This is a genomic window from Rhodanobacter sp. UC4443_H10 (assembly GCF_052978325.1).
On the sequence record NZ_CM129668.1, the window covers coordinates 3295296 to 3316652 of the forward strand.

At 68.2% G+C, this 21357-nt stretch carries 16 protein-coding genes; 10 read left to right on the forward strand and 6 right to left on the reverse strand.

Translation table 11 applies throughout. From position 1 onward, the window contains the following. Positions 1-14: 14 nt before the first annotated feature. The 3 genes from ACVCMB_RS14920 to ACVCMB_RS14930 form a co-directional block, all read right to left on the reverse strand. Complete coding sequence (locus ACVCMB_RS14920) at positions 15-1331, reverse strand: amidohydrolase (RefSeq protein WP_447105534.1); 1317 nt, start codon at positions 1329-1331, stop codon at positions 15-17. A 95-nt stretch (positions 1332-1426) separates the two neighbouring features. After that, positions 1427-2545: a cell division protein ZapE gene (zapE, locus tag ACVCMB_RS14925; RefSeq protein ID WP_447105535.1), complete on the reverse strand. Its 1119-nt coding sequence runs from the start codon at positions 2543-2545 to the stop codon at positions 1427-1429. Positions 2546-2553: 8 nt separating this feature from the next. Continuing rightward, complete coding sequence (locus ACVCMB_RS14930; protein WP_447105536.1) at positions 2554-3243, reverse strand: alpha/beta hydrolase; 690 nt, start codon at positions 3241-3243, stop codon at positions 2554-2556. A 42-nt stretch (positions 3244-3285) separates the two neighbouring features. On the opposite strand from ACVCMB_RS14930, the gene ACVCMB_RS14935 reads away from it, so the two are divergent. Then, entirely contained in the window at positions 3286-3876 is a 591-nt protein-coding gene (locus tag ACVCMB_RS14935) for an acyl carrier protein phosphodiesterase (RefSeq protein WP_447105537.1), read from the forward strand. A gap of 345 nt (positions 3877-4221) precedes the next feature. Here ACVCMB_RS14935 and ACVCMB_RS14940 read toward each other — a convergent pair whose 3' ends face one another. Next, complete coding sequence (locus tag ACVCMB_RS14940; protein WP_395121332.1) at positions 4222-4686, reverse strand: c-type cytochrome; 465 nt, start codon at positions 4684-4686, stop codon at positions 4222-4224. 503 nt (positions 4687-5189) lie between these two features. On the opposite strand from ACVCMB_RS14940, the gene ACVCMB_RS14945 reads away from it, so the two are divergent. The 6 genes from ACVCMB_RS14945 to ACVCMB_RS14970 all read left to right on the forward strand — a co-directional run bounded on the left by ACVCMB_RS14945 (position 5190) and on the right by ACVCMB_RS14970 (position 16669). Continuing rightward, on the forward strand, positions 5190-6407 hold the full coding sequence (locus ACVCMB_RS14945) for an efflux RND transporter periplasmic adaptor subunit (protein WP_395116293.1): 1218 nt from the start codon (positions 5190-5192) through the stop codon (positions 6405-6407). A gap of 84 nt (positions 6408-6491) precedes the next feature. Beyond that, positions 6492-9731 (forward strand): efflux RND transporter permease subunit, encoded by a 3240-nt coding sequence (locus ACVCMB_RS14950; protein ID WP_447105538.1) that lies wholly within the window; start codon positions 6492-6494, stop codon positions 9729-9731. Between the two features lie 160 nt (positions 9732-9891). Beyond that, on the forward strand, positions 9892-13029 hold the full coding sequence (locus ACVCMB_RS14955) for an efflux RND transporter permease subunit (RefSeq protein WP_447105539.1): 3138 nt from the start codon (positions 9892-9894) through the stop codon (positions 13027-13029). Between the two features lie 76 nt (positions 13030-13105). Next, positions 13106-13420, forward strand: coding sequence for a LysM peptidoglycan-binding domain-containing protein (locus ACVCMB_RS14960; protein WP_447105540.1), 315 nt, complete (start codon positions 13106-13108; stop codon positions 13418-13420). Positions 13421-13677: 257 nt separating this feature from the next. After that, positions 13678-14208: a hypothetical protein gene (locus ACVCMB_RS14965; RefSeq protein WP_447105541.1), complete on the forward strand. Its 531-nt coding sequence runs from the start codon at positions 13678-13680 to the stop codon at positions 14206-14208. 235 nt (positions 14209-14443) lie between these two features. Continuing rightward, a complete protein-coding gene (locus ACVCMB_RS14970; RefSeq protein ID WP_447105542.1) occupies positions 14444-16669 on the forward strand; it encodes an NADP-dependent isocitrate dehydrogenase in 2226 nt (741 codons plus the stop codon). 18 nt (positions 16670-16687) lie between these two features. On the opposite strand, the gene ACVCMB_RS14975 is transcribed toward ACVCMB_RS14970, so the two are convergent. Further along, entirely contained in the window at positions 16688-17632 is a 945-nt protein-coding gene (locus ACVCMB_RS14975; protein WP_447105543.1) for an aldo/keto reductase, read from the reverse strand. A 102-nt stretch (positions 17633-17734) separates the two neighbouring features. Then, a complete protein-coding gene (locus ACVCMB_RS14980) occupies positions 17735-17932 on the reverse strand; it encodes a hypothetical protein (RefSeq protein WP_395116319.1) in 198 nt (65 codons plus the stop codon). A gap of 108 nt (positions 17933-18040) precedes the next feature. Here ACVCMB_RS14980 and ACVCMB_RS14985 point away from each other — a divergent pair, with 108 nt between their 5' ends. The 3 genes from ACVCMB_RS14985 (at position 18041) to ACVCMB_RS14995 (ending at position 21341) form a co-directional block, all read left to right on the forward strand. Next, positions 18041-18961 carry a LysR substrate-binding domain-containing protein gene (locus ACVCMB_RS14985; protein WP_447105544.1) on the forward strand — a complete coding sequence of 307 codons (921 nt, stop codon included), beginning with the start codon at positions 18041-18043 and terminating at the stop codon, positions 18959-18961. A gap of 73 nt (positions 18962-19034) precedes the next feature. After that, positions 19035-20147, forward strand: coding sequence for an S-(hydroxymethyl)glutathione dehydrogenase/class III alcohol dehydrogenase (locus ACVCMB_RS14990; RefSeq protein ID WP_447105545.1), 1113 nt, complete (start codon positions 19035-19037; stop codon positions 20145-20147). Between the two features lie 234 nt (positions 20148-20381). Further along, on the forward strand, positions 20382-21341 hold the full coding sequence (locus ACVCMB_RS14995) for a class I SAM-dependent methyltransferase (protein WP_447105546.1): 960 nt from the start codon (positions 20382-20384) through the stop codon (positions 21339-21341). The last annotated feature ends 16 nt before the right edge of the window (positions 21342-21357 follow it).

A 21357-nucleotide genomic window follows, 5' to 3' on the forward strand; every position in this document is an offset into this window, starting at 1 on the left:
GGCGGCCCGGCGCTTCACGGCCCCGCGGCTCCCAGATAGTCCAGGCTTGCCTGCAGCATCGACTGCATGCCGACCTTCAGGGCGCCCTCGTCAAGGAAGAACTTCGGCGAATGGTTGGCCGGCGCGGTCGCGGCATCCTGGCCTTTCGGCGTGGCGCCGACGAAGAAATACACGCTGGGGACCGCCTCGGCGAACAGCGCGAAATCCTCCGACGCCATCCACGGTTTCGCCTCGCGCACCTGCGCTGCGCCGTTGATGCGCACCAGGCTGGCGCGCACGCCTGCGGCCAGCTTGTCGTCATTCACCAGCACCGGGTTGCTGAGCAGGGGAATCTGCTCGTCCACCGTGGCGCCATGCGCGGCGGCGACGTTTTCGGCGATGCGCTTGAGGCCGTCCAGCGCCTGCTTCCGCATGGCGGGGTCGAAGGTGCGCAGCGTGCCTTGCAACTCCACCTGGTCGGGCACGATGTTGTAGCGCGCCCCGCCATCGACGATGCCGAAACTGAGCACCGCCGGAAGCTTGCTGATGTCGAGCTGGCGGCTGACGATGGTCTGCGACGCGCTGATGATCTCCGCCGCGGTGACGATCGGATCGATTCCGTTCCACGGCATGGCACCGTGGGTCTGGCGCCCGTGCACGACCAGCTTGAACCAGTCCGAGCCGGCCATGGTCGGCCCCGGCCGCACCGAGACGGTGCCCACGTTGAGCGAGCTGACCACGTGCATGCCGAACATCGCATCCGGCTTGTAGTCGCGGAACATGCCTTCCTTCAACATCAGCTCGGCGCCACCTTCCTCGCCGGCCGGCGCGCCTTCCTCCGCCGGCTGGAACACGAACAGCACCGAGCCGTGCAGTTGCCTTTTCATGCCGGCAAGCGCCTGCGCGATGCCCAGCAGCATCGCCGTGTGCGCGTCATGGCCGCAGGCGTGCATCACGCCGGTCTCCTTGCCGCGGTACTCGCCCTTCGCCTTCGAGGCGAAGGGCAGGTCGACCTCTTCGGTCACCGGCAGCGCATCCATGTCCGCGCGCAGCGCCAGGCGCGGCCCGGGCAAATCGCCCTTCAGCAGCGCGACCACGCCGGTGTGGGCGATCCCCGCATGCACTTCCAATCCCAGCTTCTTCAACTCCCTGGCCACGAGCGCCGAGGTGCGCACCTCGCGGTTGCTCAGTTCCGGGTGCTGGTGGATATCGCGCCGCCACGCGGTGACCTGCGGCAGCTCCTGCTGCACCAGGGCCTCGACCTGACGGGTCGGCGTCTGGAGGGTGTCGGCGGCGCGCAGCGGCGAGGCGACCAGGGCGGCAAGCGCCAGGGCGAAGGCGGTGCGATGCATGGCTGTCTCCATGGCGGGGGTCGCTCGATGCTAGCGCCTGGACAGGCTGGTGCCTACGTGATGGCCGGCCTCTGCGCCGCGCAGGCGCCGCCGGCTCATTCGGGCCGATGCTCCAGCGCGAGGTATTCCTCGCTCTGCATCTCGATCAGGCGCGATTCGGTGCGGCCGAATTCGGCGCGCAGGCGCTCGCCGTCGTAGAGCTCGGTGATCGGCGCGGCGGCGGAAAGCACCAGCTTCACGCGCCGGTCGTAGAACTCGTCGACCAGTTGCACGAAGCGTTTCGCCGCGTCCTCGCTGTAGATGGTGAACTGCGGCACGTTGGCGACGATCACCGCCGGGCCGGCCTTGGCCAGCGCGATGTAGTCGGCCACGGCGCGCGGGCCCTCGCACAGCGCGGCGAACTGGAACCACAGGATGGTCTCGGCGCGCTTGTGGAACGGGATGTCGCGGCCGTTGATGCGCAGCATGCCGTCGAGTTCGATCGCGCCACTGGCCTGGCTGGCGAAGATGCGCTCCAGTGCCCGATGCGACTCGGCGCCCGGCGGGGTGAGGTAGACCGGCGCCTGGGTCAGCGCGCGCAGGCGCCAGTCATGCGCGGAAACCATCTCGACCACGTGGCAGTGCTGCTCGATCAGCGCGATCGCGGGCAGGAATCGGGCGCGCTGCAGGCCGTCCTTGTACAGGTTCGCCGGCGCGGTATTTGAGGTGGTGACCAGGCTCACCCCGCGCTCGAACAATGCGTCGAGCAGGTTGGCCAGGATCATCGCGTCGCCGATGTCGTTGACCAGGAACTCGTCCAGGCACAGCACGCGGCAGCGTCCGGCAATGCCGGCAGCGACCTCCACCAGCGGGCTCTGCCGCTCGCCCAGTGCGCGCAGGCTGTCGTGCACCTCGCCCATGAAGCGGTGGAAATGCCGCCGCAGCACCACGCCGTGCGGCAGGCTGGCGGCGAACAGGTCCATCAGGAACGTCTTGCCGCGACCCACGCTGCCCCACAGGTACAGTCCGGGCACGCCGGGCGGCGGCTCGTTGCCCAGCAGCGATTTCAGCCGGCCGAACAGGCCGCCTTCGCCGGCAGGTTCCGCGCACAGTGCCGCATGCATGCGGTCGAACTCGGCCAGCAGCGCCAGCTGGGCGGGGTCGGACTCCCAGCGATGGGCGGCCACGCCTTCGGCATAACGCGCGCTGGGCGCGAGCAAAAACGTTTCGGTCATGGAGGGGGTCAGGCCTGGCGTGTCGGCGGCAGCCAGTCGCGCACGGCGTGCTTGATCGCGCCGCGCAGATCCATCAGCCGGCGATGGAAGAAGTGGCTGGTATCGGGCATGCGCACCAGTTCGGGCGGGTGTTCCAGGCTGTCGAGCCAGTCGAACACCGCCTGCGGTTCGACCACCTCGTCGGCCTCGCCCTGCACGACCAGCCAGGGGCAGGTCGGCGGCGTGATCGCATCGAGCCCGTAACGGCCCGCCGGCGGCGCGATGCTGATCAGCGCATCGACGTGCAGCGGCGCCGCCTGGGCGATGCTCACGCCGCTGCCGAACGAGAAACCGGCCAGCCACAGCGCATCGTCGGGTCGCACGCGACGCACCCAGGCGACCACGGCGGCGAGATCGTCGCGCTCGCCGCGGCCCTTGTCGAAACTTCCCTCGGAACTGCCCGCCCCGCGGAAGTTGAAGCGTACGGTATCCAGCCCCGACTCGCGCAGCGCGCGTTCGACCATGGTCACCACCTTGTTGTGCATGCTGCCGCCTTCGCTGGTCAGCGGGTGGCAGATCACCGCCACGCCTCGGCGCGCGCCGTCAGGCTCGGCGATGTCGGTGACGGTTTCCAGCTTGCCGACCGGGCCGGTCAGCACGAAACTGGCGGCGACATCCGGAAAGCCGGCAGGGTCGGCAGGGAACGAGGCGGGTTTCATGCCCACGATGATAACCGCGACGCCGCGCTGCCGCCCGCGGCAATGAACCATCTGGCGCATGCGCTGCTGGCCGGCGATGACGAGGCACTGCAACTGGGCGGCCTGCTCGGCGACTTCGTGCGCGGCCAGCCCGATCCGGCGCAGTTCCCGCCACGGGTGATCCGCGGCATCCGCCTGCACCGCGCCATCGACGGCTACACCGACGCCCACCCCGCCGTGCTGGCCGCCAAGGCGCAGCTGCCGCCGCCGTATCGCCGCTACGCCGGCATCCTGCTGGACATGTGGTTCGATCACTTGCTGGCCCGGGAATTTGCACGCTGGAGCGCACAGCCGCTGGAGGACTACTCGCTCGGCCTGCGTGGACTGCTGCGGCGGCGCGATGCCTTGCTGACGCCTGCGTTGCGGCGGTTCCGCAGTTACATGGAAGCCAACGACTTGCCTGGCGGCTACGCCGACCGAGCGGTGCTGGGGCGTGCACTGGCCGGGATCGGCGAGCGGCTCACCCGCGCCAATCCGCTGGATACTGCCTTGCCCGTGCTGGTGGCGCGGGAGGAGGAGTTGCAGCGGCGGTTCGAAGTGTTTTTTCCGGAGTTGCGGGGGTTTGTGCGGGAGTGGATCGAGGGGCAGGGGTGAAGAGCCTGCCGCCGGGGCGGACCCGGGCTGCCTTCCTTCGCGAAGCGGGGAGGGTGCCGAAGGCGGATGGGGGTGCTGTTGATTTTACCGTTGCCTGATCGGGAAGCTGAGCCCAGGGTCGTGGCTTCCCCTTCCCAACCTTCCCCCGGAGGGGGAAAGGGCCAACGAAAACGCCGCCCAAGGGGCGGCGTTTGCTCTTGTTTGATTGGAGCGGCACGGGGCCGTGAACCCTCACCCCAACCCTCTCACCCGCAAGGGGACTCCCGTGGGTCGCCGGAGGGAGAGGGGGCAAACGAAAACGCCGCCCATGGGCGGCGTTTGGAGAAAGCTTGTTGGATCAGGCGACTACTTCGCCTGATCGACGATCCAGTGCACGGCGGCGGTGACCTGCTCGTCGGTGAGCGCGGGATTGCCGCCCTTGGGCGGCATGAAATTGCCGTCGGGGCCGTGGTAGCCCTCGATCGCATGCTTGACCAGCACGTCGATGCCCTGCTTGATGCGTGGGCCCCACATGGCCTTGTCGCCCAGCTTCGGCGCGCCGGCGATGCCGGCCGTATGGCAACTGGTGCACAGGTGGTCGTAGATTTCCTTGCCGTCGGTGGTGCCGCCGTAGGCCACCTGGGAGGCGGCGGCCTTGGCGGCCTGGTCGGCGGCGGCCTGCATGGCGGCACGGCCGGTGTCGCCGGCATAGACGGCGCCGGCGGGGGCGAGCCGTGCGGCGACCGTGGCCGGGTGGTTCGGATTGGTTTCCTTGGGCTCGCTGTTGTTGATCGCCAGCGCGGACAACACAAGGATCACGGTAAGAACCATCAGCGCGCCGATGGTCAGCGAGAACTGACGCAGGAAGCCCTGGTCGGATTTGCTAAGGGGACCGCTCACGCACGTACTCCTGTCAGTGGGCGGGCTTGGACCGCCTTGTTGCCTTACCGTCACGCCGGAATCGCGAAACCGCCGCAGCCGCCAGGGTCGAAAACCTCGATGCACCCCAACCCCTGCTGCCGGTGTCCGGATCGCGCCCTCGGGGGCGCGCTGGCGACCAGTCCGGTATTATAAACGAAGCGCCCGACAAGTTTCAGGGTGACCGATCGGGTGTATGCCGATGCGGTGCCCGGAACGTTGTGCACACGGCCCGGTCCCATGTGCGGCGGGGCGCAAAACCCTGCCATCGGTCATGCCCCACCCCTGTCGACCGGCATTGTTCAAAGCGGTTGCCGTCCACCTATGCTTTGTCCATGGGGGCGCGTCTGCCCACGTGGTGCCTGCGGCAGCGGCCTTCCCCGGTTGCTCGCCCCGGTTCAATCCAGGAGTTCCACATGTCGCGTTTTTGGAAGATCGCGTTGATCGTGCTGGCGGTGGTCGTGATCGCCGTGGTCGGCATCCGCATGTTGCACAAGCCGGGCGATGGCGCGGCGAAGGGCGCCAACGGCAAGGGCGGCGACGCGCCGCCGGTGCCGGTGACCGTGGTGCCGGTGGTCAAGCAGAACGTGCCGGTGTACCTGACGGCGCTGGGCACGGTGCAGGCGCTCAACACGGTAACGGTGATCCCGCAGGTGTCCGGGCGGCTGCTCAGCATCGAGTTCACCGAAGGACAGCCGGTGAAGCAGGGTCAGGTGCTGGCGCGCATCGACCCGCGCACCTTCCAGGCCAACTATGACCAGGCGGTCAGCCGGCGCAAGCAGGATCAATCCCTGCTGGCCACGGCGCGCAGCAACTACCAACGCTCGCAGGACCCCAAGTACAGCCAGTACGTGGCCAAGATCGACCAGGTCACCCAGAAGAACACCGTGGCCCAGTACGAGGCGGCCGTGGCGGCCGACGAGGCCGCGATCCGCGACGCCAAGGTGCAGCTCGACTACACCGAGATCCGCTCGCCGATCGACGGCCTGGCCGGTATCCGTGCGGTGGACCCGGGCAACGTGGTGACCACCTCCAGTGCGATCGTCACGCTGACCCAGCTGCACCCGATCAACGTGATGTTTACCTTGCCGGAGCAGAACCTGGACATGGTGCGCAGCGCGGCGCAGGGCGGCAAGCCACTGGAGGTCACCGCACTAGATCGCGTCGACGCCCATCCGATCGCCAGCGGCGGCGTGCTCAAGGTGATCGACAACCAGATCGACACCAGCACCGGCACGTTCCGCCTGAAGTCGGAGTTTTCCAACGAGCACGACGAGTTGTGGCCGGGCCAGTTCGTCAACGTGCGGCTGCTGGTGAACACCGTCGACGGCGGCCTGGTGATCCCCTCGCAGGGCGTGCAGCGCGGGCCGGACGGCGATTATGTCTACCTCGTGCAGGGCGACAACACGGTCAAGATGCAGTCGATCGTGGTGGCCGGCGAAGTCGGCGACAGCCACGTGATGGTCGGCAGCGGGCTCAAGGTCGGCGACAAGGTGGTGACCGAAGGCCAGTTCCGGCTCAAGCCCGGCAGCAAGGTCAACCCGCTCAAGCCGGGCGAAGTGCCGGCCGCGCCCACCGCGGCGGAATTGCAGAAGTCCAGGCAGGACAACAAGGGTGGCCGCGGTCGTCACTGATGTCCGCGTGAGCCCGCGGCGTTGCCGCGGGCTGGCGCGCGTCTCGAACGCGGCAACTGCCGCCCCACTTCGTCACGGATAGTCATGGGCTTCTCCACCCTCTTCATTCGCCGCCCGATCGCCACTTCGCTGCTGATGGTGGCGGTGCTGCTGCTCGGTATCCTGGGCTTCCGCCAGTTGCCGGTGTCGGCGCTGCCGGAGATCGAGGCGCCCAGCCTGGTGGTGACCACGCAGTATCCGGGTGCCAGCGCCACCACCATGGCGACGCTGATCACCACGCCGCTGGAGCGCAACCTGGGGCAGATCTCCGGGCTCAGCATGATGAGTTCGGACTCGTCCGCGGGCCTGTCGACGATCGTGCTGCAGTTCAACATGGGCCGCGACATCGACATCGCCGCGCAGGACGTGCAGGCGGCGATCAACCAGGCCAAGGGCACGCTGCCGGGCAACCTGCCGTATCCGCCGGTGTACAACCGGGTCAATCCGGCCGATGCGCCGATCCTCACCCTGGCGCTGCAGTCGGACAGCCGCCCGCTGCGCGACGTCAACGACCTGGCCGACTCGATCCTGGCGCAGAAGCTGTCGCAGGTGCAGGGCGTGGGCCTGGTCTCGATCGCCGGCAACGTGCGCCCGGCCGTGCGCATCCAGGTCAACCCGGCGCAACTGGCCAATCTCGGCCTGACCATGGAGGACGTGCGCAGCGCACTGACCCAGGCCAACGTCAACGCGCCCAAGGGCACGCTGAACGGCAAGACGCAGAGCTACTCGATCGGCACCAACGACCAGTTGGCCGATGCCGAGCAGTACAAGAGCACCATCATCAGCTACCGCGGCAACGCGCCTGTGCGGCTGTCCGACGTGGCCAGGGTGGTCGACGGCGTGGAGAACGACCAGCTCGCCGCGTGGGCCAACGGCAAGCCGGCGGTACTGCTGGACGTGCGCCGCCAGCCCGGCGCCAACATCGTGCAGACGGTGGAGCAGATCCGCCGCATCCTGCCCGAGCTGCGCAACGCGCTGCCGGCCGACGTGCACCTGGACGTGTTCGCCGACCGCACGGTGACCATCCGCGCCTCGGTGCACGACGTGGAGTTCACCCTGATCCTCACCGTGTTCCTGGTGGTGGGCGTGATCTTCGTGTTCCTGCGCCGGCTGTGGGCCACCATCATTCCGGCCACCGCGGTGCCGCTGTCGCTGCTGGGCACGTTCGGCGTGATGAGTTTCACCGGCATGTCGCTGGACAATCTCTCGCTGATGGCGTTGACGGTGGCCACCGGCTTCGTGGTCGACGATGCGATCGTGATGATCGAAAACATCGTGCGCTACATCGAACAGGGCAAGAGCGGCAAGGAGGCGGCCGAGATCGGCGCGAAGGAGATCGGCTTCACCGTGCTGTCGCTGACCGTGTCGCTGGTGGCGGTGTTCCTGCCGCTGCTGCTGATGCCCGGTGTCACCGGCCGGTTGTTCCACGAGTTCGCCTGGGTGCTGACCATCGCGGTGAGCATCTCGATGCTGGTCTCGCTGACGCTGACGCCGATGATGTGCGCCTACCTGCTCAAGCCCGACCAGTTGCCGGAAGGCGACGACGCGCACGAGCGCCACGCCGCCGCCGGCAGGCGCACCGTATGGGCGCGCACCGTGCACGTGTACGAGAATTCGCTGGACTGGGTGCTCGACCACCAGCGCCTGACCATGCTGGTGGCCGGCGCCGCGGTGGTGCTGACCGTGTTCCTGTATATCGCCATCCCCAAGGGCCTGCTGCCCGAGCAGGACACCGGCCTGATCACCGGCGTGGTGCAGGCCGACGACAACATCGCGTTTCCGGCGATGGAGCAGCGCACCAAGGCAGTGGCCGAGGCGTTGCGCAAGGACCCGGCGGTGGCCGGCGTGGCGGCGTTCATCGGCGCCGGCACGATCAACCCCACCTTGAACCAGGGCCAGCTCAGCATCGTGCTGAAGGATCGCGGCGACCGCGACGGCTTGGACAAGCTGCTGCCGCGGCTGCAGCAGAGCGTGGCCGACATCCCCGGCGTGGCGCTGTACCTGAAACCGGTGCAGGACGTGACCCTGGACAGCACCGTGTCGGCCACCGAATACCAGTACGCGCTGTCCCAGGTGGACTCCGCCGAGCTGGCCAAGTACGCCGACCAGATGACCCGCGCCATGCGCCAGCGGCCGGAGCTGGCGGACGTCAGCAACAACCTGGCCGACCGCGGCAACGCGCTCAAGCTGACCATCGATCGCGAGAAGGCCAGCCGCATGGGCGTGCCGGTGCAGACCATCGACGACACCTTGTACGACGCCTTTGGCCAGCGCCAGATCTCCACCATCTTCACCCAGCTCAACCAGTACCGCGTGGTGCTGGAGGTGGCGCCGGAGTTCCGCAACAGCAGCGACCTGCTCAACAAGCTCACCGTGCGCGGCAACGGCTCCGGCGCGCTGACCGGCAGCAACGCCACCAGCTTCGGCCAGGTGAAGTCGAGCAACTCGGCCACCCCCAGCGGCATCGGCAACACCGGCAACATCGGCATCGCGCTGGGCGGCGGCGGCACCATCCCGCTGTCCTCGCTGGCCAATGCCGAGGTCACCAGCGCACCGCTGGTGGTCAGCCACCAGCAGCAGCTGCCGGCGGTGACGCTGTCGTTCAACGTGGCGCCGGGCTATTCGCTGTCCGACGCGGTGTCGGCGATCCACCAGATCAACGCGGAGCTGAACTTCCCGCCGCAGGTGCGCGGCCAGTTCATCGGCAAGGCCGCCGAGTTCAACTCCTCGCTGGGCGACGAGGTGCTGTTGCTGCTGGCCGCGATCGTGGTGATCTACATCGTGCTGGGCGTGCTGTACGAGAGCTACATCCACCCGCTGACGATCATCTCCACCCTGCCGCCGGCCGGCGTGGGCGCGCTGCTGGCACTGATGATGTTCGGCATGAGCCTGTCGGTGGACGGCATCGTGGGCATCGTGCTCTTGATCGGCATCGTCAAGAAGAACGCGATCATGATGATCGACTTCGCGATCGAGGCGCGCCGCACCGGCCTCAACGCGCATGACGCGATCCGCCGCGCCTGCCTGCTGCGCTTCCGCCCGATCATGATGACCACCGCGGCGGCGATGCTCGGCGCCTTGCCGCTGGCGCTGGGCACCGGCATCGGCTCGGAGCTGCGCCGGCCGCTGGGCGTGTCGATCGTCGGCGGCCTGCTGCTGTCGCAGCTGGTGACGCTGTACACCACGCCGGTGATCTACCTGTACATGGAGCGTTTCTCCGACTGGCTCGCCGCACGCCGAGAACGGCGTGCGCTGGAACACGCGCGGGCCGATCGCACGACGTGATCCGATCGCTTGCCGCCTGCCCCTGCCCGCGCGACGCCGGCAGGGGTTTTTCCTTTTCGCGTCCCGATCAACCGTTTTGCCGCTGGTGCGTTGAGGGTGGGATGATCCGCCTGGATCCCGCCCGGCATCGTGCCGCCTGCACCACGGTCGTGTTTCCCGCATGAATGTCTCCGGCTCCTTCATCCGCCGTCCGATCGGCACCAGCTTGCTCGCGATCGGCCTGTTCGTCGGCGGCATGATCTGCTACTTCCTGCTCGGCGTGTCGGCGCTGCCGAACATGCAGTTCCCGGCGATCTTCGTGCAGGCCAGCCAGGCCGGCGCCGACGCCAGCACCATGGCCTCCACCGTGGCCGCGCCGCTGGAACGGCACCTGGGCCAGGTGCCCGGCATCGAGACGATGCGCTCGTCCAGTTCGGAAGGGCGCACCTTCGTCTTCATGATGTTCCGCAACGGCACCGACCTGGGTTCGGCCGCGCGCGACGTGCAGGCGGCGATCAACGCGGCCGCGCCGGACCTGCCCAGCGGCCTCAACGGCGCGCCCAGCTACCAGAAGGCCAATCCCAACGACGACCCGGTGATCGCCTTCGCGCTGACCTCCGACACGCAGGCCGCGGGCGATCTCTACAACGTCGCCGACACCTTGCTGGCGCAGCGCCTGCGCCAGTTGCCGGGCGTCTCGTCGGTGGAGATCGCCGGCGCCTCGACCCCGGCGATCCGCGTCGATGTGAACCTGCGCGCGCTCAACGCGATGGGCCTGTCGCCGGACCAGCTGCGCAACGCCTTGCGCGCGGCCAACGTGACCTCGCCGGAAGGCTTCCTCAGCGACGGCAAGACGCGCATGGCGGTGGCCGCCACCACCTCGCTGCACAGCGCCGCGGACTTCGCGAAACTGGTGGTGGCCAGCCACGATGGCACGCCGGTGCGCCTCGCCGACGTGGCGAACGTCTACGCCGGTACCGAGGACGCCTACCAGGCGGCGTGGTTCGGCGGCCAGCCGGCGGTGCTGATGTACGTGTACAAGAAGGCCGACGCCAACGTCATCTCCACCGTGGACCTGGTCAAGGCGCAACTGCCGGCGCTGCGCACGTTCCTGCAGCCAGGCACCCGGCTCACCCCGTTCTTCGACGGCACGCCGACCATCCGCGCCTCGCTGCACGAGGTACAGGCGACCTTGCTGATCTCGCTGGCGATGGTGGTGCTGACCATGGCGCTGTTCCTGCGTCGTCTCGCACCCACGCTGATCGCCGCGGTGGCGGTGCCGCTGTCGCTGGCCGGTGCGTTCGTGGCGATGTACATCCTCGACTACACGCTCAACAACCTCACCCTGCTGGCGCTGGTGATCGCGATCGGGTTCGTGGTGGACGACGCGATCGTGGTGATCGAGAACATCATTCGCCACATCGACGACGGCATGACGCGCATGCAGGCCACCCTGGCCGGCGCGCGCGAGATCGGCTTCACCATCGTCTCGATCACCGCCTCGCTGGTGGCGGTGTTCATCCCGCTGCTGTTCGCCGGCGGCATCACCGGCATGTTCATGCACGAGTTCGCGGTGACCCTGGTGGCGGCGATCGTGGTGTCGGCCGCGGTGTCGCTGACGCTCACGCCGGCGCTGTGCGGGCGTTTCCTCGGCGGCCATCGCGCACGCGAGGCCAGCGCCGGACCCGCGCGCAGCCACGTGCTGGACCGCTTCCACGCCCGCATGCTCGGCGTGTACCGGCGGGCGCTGGATTTCTCGCTGCGCCACGTGCTGGCCTTCTCGCTGACGCCCCTGGTGCTGATCGTCGCCACGTTCTACCTGTTCACCGTGGTCAAGACCGGTCTGTTCCCGCAGCAGGACACCGGCCTGATCTGGGGCCGCGCCACCTCCAGCGCCACGGTATCGTTCGACGAGAGCCGGCAGCGGCTGGAGCGGCTCACCGCGATGCTGTTGGCCGACCCGGACGTGGCCACGGTGGGCACGCGCCTGGGCAGCAGCCGCCAGGGTGCCAGCGGCTCGTTCAACATCGACCTCAAGACGCGCAGCGAAGGGCGCACCGACGACACCTTCACCGTGCTGGCCCGGTTGAGCGCCAAGGCCGCGAAGTATCCCGACCTGCACCTGCGCCTGCGCGCCGTGCAGGATCTGCCCAGCGGCGGTGGCGGCGGCACCAGCCAGGGCGCGCAATACCAGGTCTCGCTGCAGGGCAACGACCTCGCCACGCTGCAACTGTGGCTGCCGCGACTGGTGGCCGAGCTGAAGAAGAACCCGCTGCTGCGCGACGTCGGCAGCGACGTGGAGGAGGGCGGCCTGCGCCAGAACATCGTGATCGATCGCGACACCGCGGCTCGGCTCGGGGTGTCCATCGGCGCCATCGACGGCGCGCTGTACGACGCCTTCGGTCAGCGCCAGGTGTCGACCATCTACTCGGACATCAACCAGTACAGCGTGGTGGTCAACGCGCTGCCCGCGCAGACCGCCACGCCGGACGCGCTCAATCGCGTATACGTGAAATCGAACCAGGGCCAGATGGTGCCGATCACCGCGTTCGCCCGCCAGGAATCCGGCCTGGCACCGTCGCAGATCACCCACCAGAACCAGTTCACCACGATGGACCTGAGCTTCAACCTCGCGCCGGGGGTGAGCATGGGCCAAGCGATGCAGGTGATCCAGGCCACCGTGGGCAACATGCGCATGCCCGGCGACATCAAGCTCAACATGGGCGGGGATTTCCGCCGCTTCCAGGAATCGCAGAGTGGCATGCTGTGGCTGGTGCTGGCCGCGATCGTCACCGTCTACATCGTGCTTGGCATGCTGTACGAGAGCCTGATCCACCCCGTCACCATCCTTTCCACGCTGCCGGCGGCAGGTGTCGGCGCGTTGCTGGCACTGTGGCTGACCGACACCGAGTTGTCGGTGGTGGCGCAGATCGCGCTGGTGCTGTTGATCGGCATCGTCAAGAAAAACGCGATCATGATGATCGACTTCGCCCTGGTCGCCCAGCGCGAGCACCGCAAGCCGCCGCTGGAGGCCGTGCGCGAAGCCTGCCTGGTGCGCTTCCGCCCGATCATGATGACCACCATGGTTGCCATCCTCGCCGCGCTGCCGATCGCCATCGGCCTGGGCGAAGGCAGCGAACTGCGCCGCCCGCTGGGCATCGCCCTGATCGGCGGCCTGCTGATCTCGCAAAGCCTCACCCTGCTCAGCACCCCGGCGCTGTACGTGGTGTTCTCGTGCTTGGCGGAGCGGAGGAAGGCGTGGAGCGCGCGCCGGCGCGAGCGCAAGCTGGCACGGCGGCAGCGCCTGGCCGAGGTGTGAGCGGCGCGCTTCGTGGCAGGAGCATGAACGCCGGGACACCCGCGCTCACGGGGCGTTGATCGCGCAGCCGTTACCCATGGCGCTTGGCATCGGATCGGAGATCGACATGGGCGAGCGGAGTGACCAGCGCGAAGAAGTGCGCCGCCAGGCGGCGCGGATGTCGCCGGCGAACAAGGCGGATTTCACCGATACCGCGTCGCACGCCAGCGGTGCGGTGGACGGGACCCGCATCTACGAGGTCGCCGCCGGCGACGAGCTGCAGGGCATCGCCCGTCGCTTCTACGGCAATGCCGACGGCTGGCGGCGGATCCTGGACGAGAACCGCGACCTCATTGCCAACCCCGGTCGGCTCGTGGCGGGGCAGATGCTGAAGATTCCGGCGAAACCGTGAGCCTCGCGCGGCCAGGGCGACGCGCCGACATCGCGCGTTCAGCTGGCCGCCTCAAGCTGAACGGCGCACCGCGGTGCTGATGGCCTGCTCACGAGCCGTTTACCGCGCCGCCGTTACCTGTGGTCGCCAGCTTCCCGCAGTGCCTTGGTGAAGTCTCGTGTTCGACGCGCTTGGCGACGAACTCCCAACCCGGATCGGACCCAAGCCAGACGGGTCCGTGCAACCCCGGGCTTTCCGCGATGAAAAGAGGTGCCCCCATGAAAACTACCCGACAACCCCTGATGCTTGCCGCGTCGCTGGCCGCAGCACTGGCGCTGGGTGCGTGCGGCAAGAGTGAGCCGGCCTCGCCGGTGCCCTCCAGTCCGCCGCCGAGCGGAACGGCAGCGTCCACCTCGCCGGAGCCACCGGCATTTCCGCCCCCGGCCACCAGCACGGGCTTGGCCAATGAGAGCGCCGTCGCGGCCGTGAGCTTCACCTCGCTTGAAGTGGGTTCGAGCGTCGACGCCAACCACAAGGTCGTGGCCACGGCCACCAGCTTCGCGCCGAAGGACACCATCTACGCGTCGGTCGAGACCACGGGTTCGGGCCACGCCACGCTGACGGCCCGGTGGCTCGGCCCGCGGGACCAGGCCTTGCACGAGGACAGCAAGGAGCTCGATGCATCCGGCCCGGAAACGACGGCCTTCATGATCAGCCAGCCGGAGGGCTTCCCGCAGGGCGACTACAAGATCGAGATCTTGCTGGACGGGCAGCCGGTGGCGAGCAAGGACTTTTCCGTGAAGCCATGACGCTCCCTGCGCCTGGCCGCCGAAAGGGACGCGCTCGCCGCGTCCCTTTCGTTTTGCGGTGGAAAGGTCGGCGGGCATGACGGCATGAAGGCGACGCGCTTTCCCGTGGCACGCTAAAACGCGACAATGGGCAGATTGCACGCGCGATGATCGGGTCTTTCGCCGCCGCGATGACGCCGAGCGTGCAACGACATCCATCCCGCGCCACGCGGCAGCAGAGAGGTTCACTCATACCATGTCCACGTCGTCCAAGATCATCTACACGCTGACCGACGAAGCCCCGTTCCTCGCCACGCAGTCGCTGCTGCCGATCATCGCTGCCTTCGCCGGCACCGCCGGCATCGCGGTGGAGACGCGCGACATCTCGCTGGCCGGGCGCATCATCGCGCTGTTCCCCGAGCGCCTGCGCGAGGACCAGCGCATCGCCGACGACCTCGCCGAGCTGGGCCGCCTGGCCACCACGCCGGAGGCGAACATCATCAAGCTGCCCAACATCAGCGCCTCGATGCCGCAGCTGAAGGCCGCGATCAGGGAATTGCAGGGCCAGGGCTACGCGCTGCCGGATTATCCCGACGAGCCGAAGGACGCCGACGAGAAAGACATCAAGGCGCGCTACGACCGGGTCAAGGGCAGCGCGGTGAACCCGGTGCTGCGCGAGGGCAACTCCGACCGCCGCGCGCCGGTTTCCGTGAAGAACTACGCGCGCAAGCATCCGCACCGGATGGGCGCGTGGAGCTCGGATTCGAAGACCCGCGTGGCGCACATGGACGGCGGCGATTTCTACGGCAGCGAGAAATCCGTGACGGTGGAGCATGCCGGCAGCGTGCGCATCGAGTGGTTCGGCAAGGACGGCAGCCAGGTCGTGCTGAAGCCGAAGACGACGCTGCTTGCCGGCGAGATCATCGACGCGGCGGTGATGTCGCGCCGCGCGCTGGCCGCGTTCATCGACGCGCAGATCGCCGACGCAAAGAAGCAGGGCGTATTGTTCTCGCTGCACCTCAAGGCGACCATGATGAAGGTCTCCGACCCGATCATGTTCGGCGTGGCGGTGGGCGAGTTCTACCAGGACGTGCTGGTCAAGCATGCCGACGCGCTGAAGCAGGCCGGCTTCAACCCGAACAACGGCATCGGCGACCTGTACGCGCGCCTGGGTTCGCTGCCGGAAGCGCAGCAGGCGGCGATCAAGGCCGACCTTGACGCCGAATACGCGCAGCGCCCGGGCGTGGCGATGGTCAACTCGGACAAGGGCATCACCAACCTGCACGTGCCCAGCGACGTGATCATCGACGCCTCGATGCCGGCGATGATTCGCGACTCCGGCAAGATGTGGAACGCGAAGGGCGAGCTGCAGGACATCGTGGCGGTGATCCCCGACCGCAGCTACGCCGGCGTCTACCAGGCCACCATCGAGGACTGCAAGGCGCATGGCGCGTTCGATCCGGCCACCATGGGCAGCGTGCCGAACGTGGGCCTGATGGCGCAGGCGGCCGAGGAATACGGCTCGCACGACAAGACCTTCCAGATCGCCGGCGACGGCGTGGTGAAGGTGATCGACGAGGCCGGCAAGGTGCTGCTGCAGCATGACGTGGAAGCCGGCGACATCTGGCGCATGTGCCAGACGAAAGATGCGCCGATCCAGGACTGGGTGAAGCTGGCGGTGAGCCGCGCGCGGCACACGCCGGCGGTGTTCTGGCTGGACCCGCAGCGTGCGCACGACCGCCAGGTGATCGCCAAGGTCGAGCGCTACCTGAAGGACCACGACACCAGCGGCCTGGACATCCGCATCATGGATCCGGTGGCCGCCACCAAGTTTTCGCTCGAGCGCATCCGCCAGGGCCTGGACACGATCTCGGTCACCGGCAACGTGCTGCGCGACTACCTCACCGACCTGTTCCCGATCATGGAGCTGGGCACCAGCGCGAAGATGCTGTCGATCGTGCCGCTGATGGCCGGCGGCGGCCTGTTCGAGACCGGTGCCGGCGGCTCGGCACCGAAGCACGTGCAGCAGTTCCTGGAAGAGAACTACCTGCGCTGGGATTCGCTCGGCGAGTTCCTCGCGCTGGCCGCCTCGCTGGAACACCTCGGCAACCGCTACGGCAACGCCGAGGTCGACGTGCTGGCCAAGACGCTGGACCAGGCCAACGGCAAGTTCCTCGACACCGACAAGTCGCCCTCGCGCAAGGTCGGCGGCATCGACAACCGCGGCAGCCACTTCTACCTCGCCATGTACTGGGCACAGGCGCTGGCGGCGCAGGACGTGAGCGCCGCGCTGAAGGCGAGGTTCGCGCCGCTGGCCAAGGCGCTGACGGAGAACGAGGCGACCATCGTCGACGAGCTCGCCCGCGTGCAGGGCAAGCCGGTCGACATCGGCGGCTATTACCACCCGGACCGGATGAAGGCCGGCGCGGCGATGCGGCCCAGCGCCACGCTCAACACGGCGCTGGGGTTGTTGTCCGCGTGATGGCGTGATCGCGGCGGATCAGGCGCTGGCCTGATCCAGCGCCGCGATCTCGTCGGCGCGCAGCGAGAGCTGCAAGGCGCCGAGCAGTTCGTTCAATTGCGTCACGCTGGTGGCGCTGGCGATCGGCGCACTGATGCCCGGGCGCGCCATCAGCCAGGCCAACGCCACCTGGGCCGGCGTGGCGTGATGGGCGGCGGCCACCGCGTCCAGCGCAGCCAGCACGCCGAGTCCGCGCGGATTGAGGTGGGCGCGCACGCCACCGCTGCGTGCCGGATGGCCGGCGAGGTCGGCCGCCTGGCGGTACTTGCCGCTGAGGAAACCGCTGGCCAACGCGTAGTAGCAGATCACGCCGATGTTTTCGCGGCGGATCAGCGGCTCCAGTTCGGCCTCGTAGCCGCGGCGGCTGACCAGGTTGTATTCCGGCTGCAGCACGTCGTAGCGCGGCAGGTTGTGCTGCTTGGATACGGCCAGTGCGTCGGCGAAGCGTTCGGCGCTGTAGTTGGAGGCGCCGATCGCGCGCACCTTGCCCTGCTCGATGAGTCGCGCGAAGCCGCCCAGGGTGTCGGCCAGCAGCACGCTGGCGTCGTCCTCGTGCGCGAAATACAGGTCGATGTGATCGGTCTGCAGCCGCTGCAGCGAACCCTCCACCGCCTGCTGCAGGTTCACCGGCGCCAGCCCGCGGTGCCGCGTCCATTTGCCGACCTTGCTGGCGATCACCACCTGGTCGCGCTTGCCGCTGCGCCGCAGCCACTTGCCGATGATGGTCTCCGACTCGCCGCCGTGGTTGCCCGGCACCCATGCCGGGTAGACGTCGGCGGTGTCGATCAGGTTGCCGCCGCCATCGACGAAGGCGTCCAGCAGCTCGAACGCGCGCGGCTCGTCCACCGTCCAGCCGAAGACGTTGCTGCCGAAGGCGAGCGGCGCGATCGAAAGGGAGGTGCCGCCGAGTGACCGCTGTTGCATGGAACGCCTCTCCTGGTAACGAGCATGGAAAAAGGCGCGCGACGGTTGTCGCGCACCTTCATTCACATGGTGCATTCCAGACCGCATTCAAGCCGCGGATGGCTAGTGCGGCGCCACGATGCGCGGCCACACGGCGGCGCAGCAGGCCAGTGCCGCGGCCTTGGCGTCGCGGCTGACGGGTGCTTCGACGGCCTCGGTGTCGCCGGTGTCGGCGGCCGGTGTTTCCGTGCGCCATTCGAGGTCGTCCTTGTGCAGCAGGTGGCCGTGCAGGAACAGCAGATCTTTCCAGATCGAGCTCATGGGGTGCCTCCTCGGGAGGGTGTCAGGCTTGGGGTGTGCTCAAAATACGCGCGCGGACAAGCGCCAAAAAGCGATATATTCGCAAGCCAGACTTGAGAGATATTCAAGATGGGCAAGCTGCCGCTGGGACTGCTGCAACAGTTCGTGCTGATCGCCCGCCAGGGCAATCTGTCGCGCGCGGCGCGCGAGGCGAACCTCACCGTCAGCGCGCTCAGCCATCAGATGAAACAGCTGGAGGAGCGGCTGGATCGGCGCCTGTTCGAGCGCGGGCCGCGCGGGGTGACGCTGACCGTCGACGGCAACTGTTTGCTGGAAGCGGTGGGCGAGCACGTCGACGGCATCGAGCGCGCGCTCGGCGCCTATCGCACGCGCCACCACGACGCGCTCACGCTCAGCGCCAGCCCCGGCATCATGTCGAGCTGGCTGGTGCCGCGGTTGCCGAAACTGGTCGCTGCGTATCCGGAGCTGGAGCTCAGCCTGCAATCCGGTTCGACCCTGGTGAACTTCGCGCGCGAACCGGTGGACGTGGCGCTGCGTTACGGCCGCGGCCAGTGGCCGGAGCTCCTCTGCGAAAGGCTGTTCGGCGAATGGATCGCACCGGTGGCCGCGCCCGCACTGGTCGCGCGGATGGCCGGCGTCGATCCGCACGATTTGTCGCGCTGGCCGCTGCTCGGCGAGCCCGGCGAATCGACCCGCTGGAGCGACTGGTTCGGCCGCACCGGCGGCACGCCGCCGAAACGCTACGTGGCGCAGTTCGACAGCCTCGACGCGCTGCGCCATGCGGCGCTGGAGGGTCTCGGCGTGGCGCTGGGGCGGATGGTGACGTCGAAGTCGCTGATCGACGCCGGCCGCCTGCAGGTGCTGGGCAACAGCTACCTGGCGGTGAAGGAGGCCTATTGGCTGGTGTATCCGCCGCGCTCGCAGGAGCACCGCGGCCTGCAGCGCTTCCGCGACTGGCTGCTGGCGGAGGCGGCCGAATACCGGGGGCAGATGTCGAGCTTCCGGCCCGACGACCTGGCGGTCGATTGACGCAGTTGCGCAAAGTGGCTGAAAACAGGCCATCATCGCGGGTCATTGCCGATCCATTGCGAGGAGTCGAACCATGAAATCACGCGCCGCCGTCGCCTGGGCCGCCGGCCAGCCGCTCTCCATCGAACAGGTCGACGTGGCCGGCCCGAAGGCGGGCGAGGTGCTGGTGCGCATCGTCGCCACCGGCGTGTGCCACACCGATGCGTTCACCTTGTCCGGCGACGATCCGGAAGGGCAATTCCCGGTGATCCTCGGCCACGAGGGCGGCGGCATCGTCGAGGAAGTCGGCGCGGGCGTGACCTCGCTCAAGGTCGGCGACCACGTGATTCCGCTGTACACGCCCGAGTGCGGCGAGTGCAAGTTCTGCCGCTCGGGCAAGACCAACCTGTGCCAGAAGATCCGCGTCACCCAGGGCCGGGGCCTGATGCCCGACGGCACCTCGCGGTTCTCGCTCGATGGCAAGCCGCTGCTGCACTACATGGGCACCAGCACGTTCAGCGAGTACACCGTGCTGCCGGAAATCTCGCTGGCGAAGATCAACAAGGCCGCGCCGCTGGAAAAGGTCTGCCTGCTCGGCTGCGGCATCACCACCGGCATCGGCGCGGTGCTCAATACGGCGAAAGTGGAACCCGGCGCCTCCGTCGCGGTGTTCGGCCTGGGCGGCATCGGCCTGTCGGTGGTGCAGGGCGCGGTGATGGCCAAGGCCGGACGCATCATCGCGATCGACCGCCACCCGGAAAAATTCGCGATGGCCAAGGCGCTTGGCGCCACCGACTGCATCAACGTGGCCGACTACCCCGACACGCCGATCCAGCAGGTCATCGTCGAGCTCACCGATGGCGGCGTGGACTATTCGTTCGAATGCATCGGCAACGTGCACGTGATGCGCTCGGCGCTGGAGTGCTGCCACAAGGGCTGGGGCGAGTCGATCATCATCGGCGTGGCCGGCGCGGGCCAGGAGATCAGCACGCGGCCGTTCCAGCTGGTCACCGGCCGGGTGTGGCGCGGCTCGGCGTTCGGCGGCGTCAAGGGTCGCTCGCAACTGCCCGGCTACGTCGACCGCTACCTGGCTGGCGAGATCCACATCGACGAGATGATCAGCCAGGTGCTGCCGCTGGAGCGCATCAACGAGGCGTTCGAGCTTATGCACGGCGGCAAGGTGATCCGCTCGGTGATCCATTACTGAGCCGTTCTTGCGGGCTGCGGGATGCCGTAGAATGGGTGCGCGAGAGGGGCGGGCGCACGGCTCGCTTCCACCTGTCCACCTGGTCTGCACGGTCTTTCCGCCATATTGGCCGCCATCAACCGCTTTGTGCTCCACCTGCCCCGCGACGGCCTCGGCCGGAGGCGGGCAGTCGTGTGGCGCATTCGAACCACCACAGCATCGCGTCCGGACGGCCTGCGGGCCAGGGAGTCAACGATGAACCAAGCGAATCCTGCCAACTCTTCGTCCCGCGCACGATCGCGGCCGCGTTTCGCCTGGCTGCTGATCGCCGCGCTGGCGCTGCCGGCATGTGCGCAACAGGTGGCGCCGGGCGCCTCCACCGAAGCGGACCAGCCGGCCGATGCGCTGGTGCCGCCGACCAGCGCCAGCGATTTCACCGCCTCGCAACTGGACCAGGTGCTGGCGGGCAGCTGGCGTTCGCCGGCCAACCGTGCGCGTGACGTCTATCGCCATCCCAAGGCGACCTTGCAGTTCTTCGGCGTGCAGCCGGACCAGACGGTGATCGAGATCACCCCCGGCGGTGGCTGGTACAGCGAGATCCTGGCGCCGCTGCTCAACGACAACGGCCACTACATCGCCGCAGTGACGGCGCCGCGCCGCGACGCCGAGGCGCGCCGCGACGACAGCGCGCTGCATCGCCTGTTCGCCGCCGATCCGGCGCACTACGGCAACGCGAAAATCATCGAGTTCGATCCGCGCGCGCCGGTGTTCGGCCCGCCCGCCTCGGCGGACACGGTGCTGACCTTCCGCAATGTTCACAACTGGGTCCAGGCAGGTACCGCGCCGGCCATGTTCAAGGCGTTCTTCGCGGTGCTGCGGCCCGGCGGCGTGCTGGGCGTGGCCGACCATCGCGCCGCGCCGGGTGCCAGCCTCGAATCGGTGAAGGGCAGCGGCTACCTGCCCACCGACTACGTGGTGAAGCTGGCCGTCGAGGCTGGTTTCGTGCTCGACGGCAGCAGCGAGGTCAACGCCAACCCGCAGGACACGCACGACCATCCCAAGGGCGTGTGGACGCTGCCGCCCACGCTCACCCTGGGCGAGCAGGATCGGGCGAAGTACCAGGCCATCGGCGAGTCGGATCGCATGACGCTGCGCTTCGTCAAGCCGACCGCGCCGACGAGTGCCGCCACTGCCGCCGCCACGTCCGCCCGGTAATCCGGGCGGTCGCTGC

What these genes read in the sequence shown, in the direction of transcription:
- ACVCMB_RS14920 (WP_447105534.1), bottom strand. Translation starts at nt 1,331, where the DNA reads ATGCATCGCACCGCCTTCGCCCTGGCGCTTGCCGCCCTGGTCGCCTCG.
- zapE (WP_447105535.1), bottom strand. Translation starts at nt 2,545, where the DNA reads ATGACCGAAACGTTTTTGCTCGCGCCCAGCGCGCGTTATGCCGAAGGC.
- ACVCMB_RS14930 (WP_447105536.1), bottom strand. Translation starts at nt 3,243, where the DNA reads ATGAAACCCGCCTCGTTCCCTGCCGACCCTGCCGGCTTTCCGGATGTC.
- ACVCMB_RS14935 (WP_447105537.1), top strand. Translation starts at nt 3,286, where the DNA reads ATGAACCATCTGGCGCATGCGCTGCTGGCCGGCGATGACGAGGCACTG.
- ACVCMB_RS14940 (WP_395121332.1), bottom strand. Translation starts at nt 4,686, where the DNA reads ATGGTTCTTACCGTGATCCTTGTGTTGTCCGCGCTGGCGATCAACAAC.
- ACVCMB_RS14945 (WP_395116293.1), top strand. Translation starts at nt 5,190, where the DNA reads ATGTCGCGTTTTTGGAAGATCGCGTTGATCGTGCTGGCGGTGGTCGTG.
- ACVCMB_RS14950 (WP_447105538.1), top strand. Translation starts at nt 6,492, where the DNA reads ATGGGCTTCTCCACCCTCTTCATTCGCCGCCCGATCGCCACTTCGCTG.
- ACVCMB_RS14955 (WP_447105539.1), top strand. Translation starts at nt 9,892, where the DNA reads ATGAATGTCTCCGGCTCCTTCATCCGCCGTCCGATCGGCACCAGCTTG.
- ACVCMB_RS14960 (WP_447105540.1), top strand. Translation starts at nt 13,106, where the DNA reads ATGGCGCTTGGCATCGGATCGGAGATCGACATGGGCGAGCGGAGTGAC.
- ACVCMB_RS14965 (WP_447105541.1), top strand. Translation starts at nt 13,678, where the DNA reads ATGAAAACTACCCGACAACCCCTGATGCTTGCCGCGTCGCTGGCCGCA.
- ACVCMB_RS14970 (WP_447105542.1), top strand. Translation starts at nt 14,444, where the DNA reads ATGTCCACGTCGTCCAAGATCATCTACACGCTGACCGACGAAGCCCCG.
- ACVCMB_RS14975 (WP_447105543.1), bottom strand. Translation starts at nt 17,632, where the DNA reads ATGCAACAGCGGTCACTCGGCGGCACCTCCCTTTCGATCGCGCCGCTC.
- ACVCMB_RS14980 (WP_395116319.1), bottom strand. Translation starts at nt 17,932, where the DNA reads ATGAGCTCGATCTGGAAAGATCTGCTGTTCCTGCACGGCCACCTGCTG.
- ACVCMB_RS14985 (WP_447105544.1), top strand. Translation starts at nt 18,041, where the DNA reads ATGGGCAAGCTGCCGCTGGGACTGCTGCAACAGTTCGTGCTGATCGCC.
- ACVCMB_RS14990 (WP_447105545.1), top strand. Translation starts at nt 19,035, where the DNA reads ATGAAATCACGCGCCGCCGTCGCCTGGGCCGCCGGCCAGCCGCTCTCC.
- ACVCMB_RS14995 (WP_447105546.1), top strand. Translation starts at nt 20,382, where the DNA reads ATGAACCAAGCGAATCCTGCCAACTCTTCGTCCCGCGCACGATCGCGG.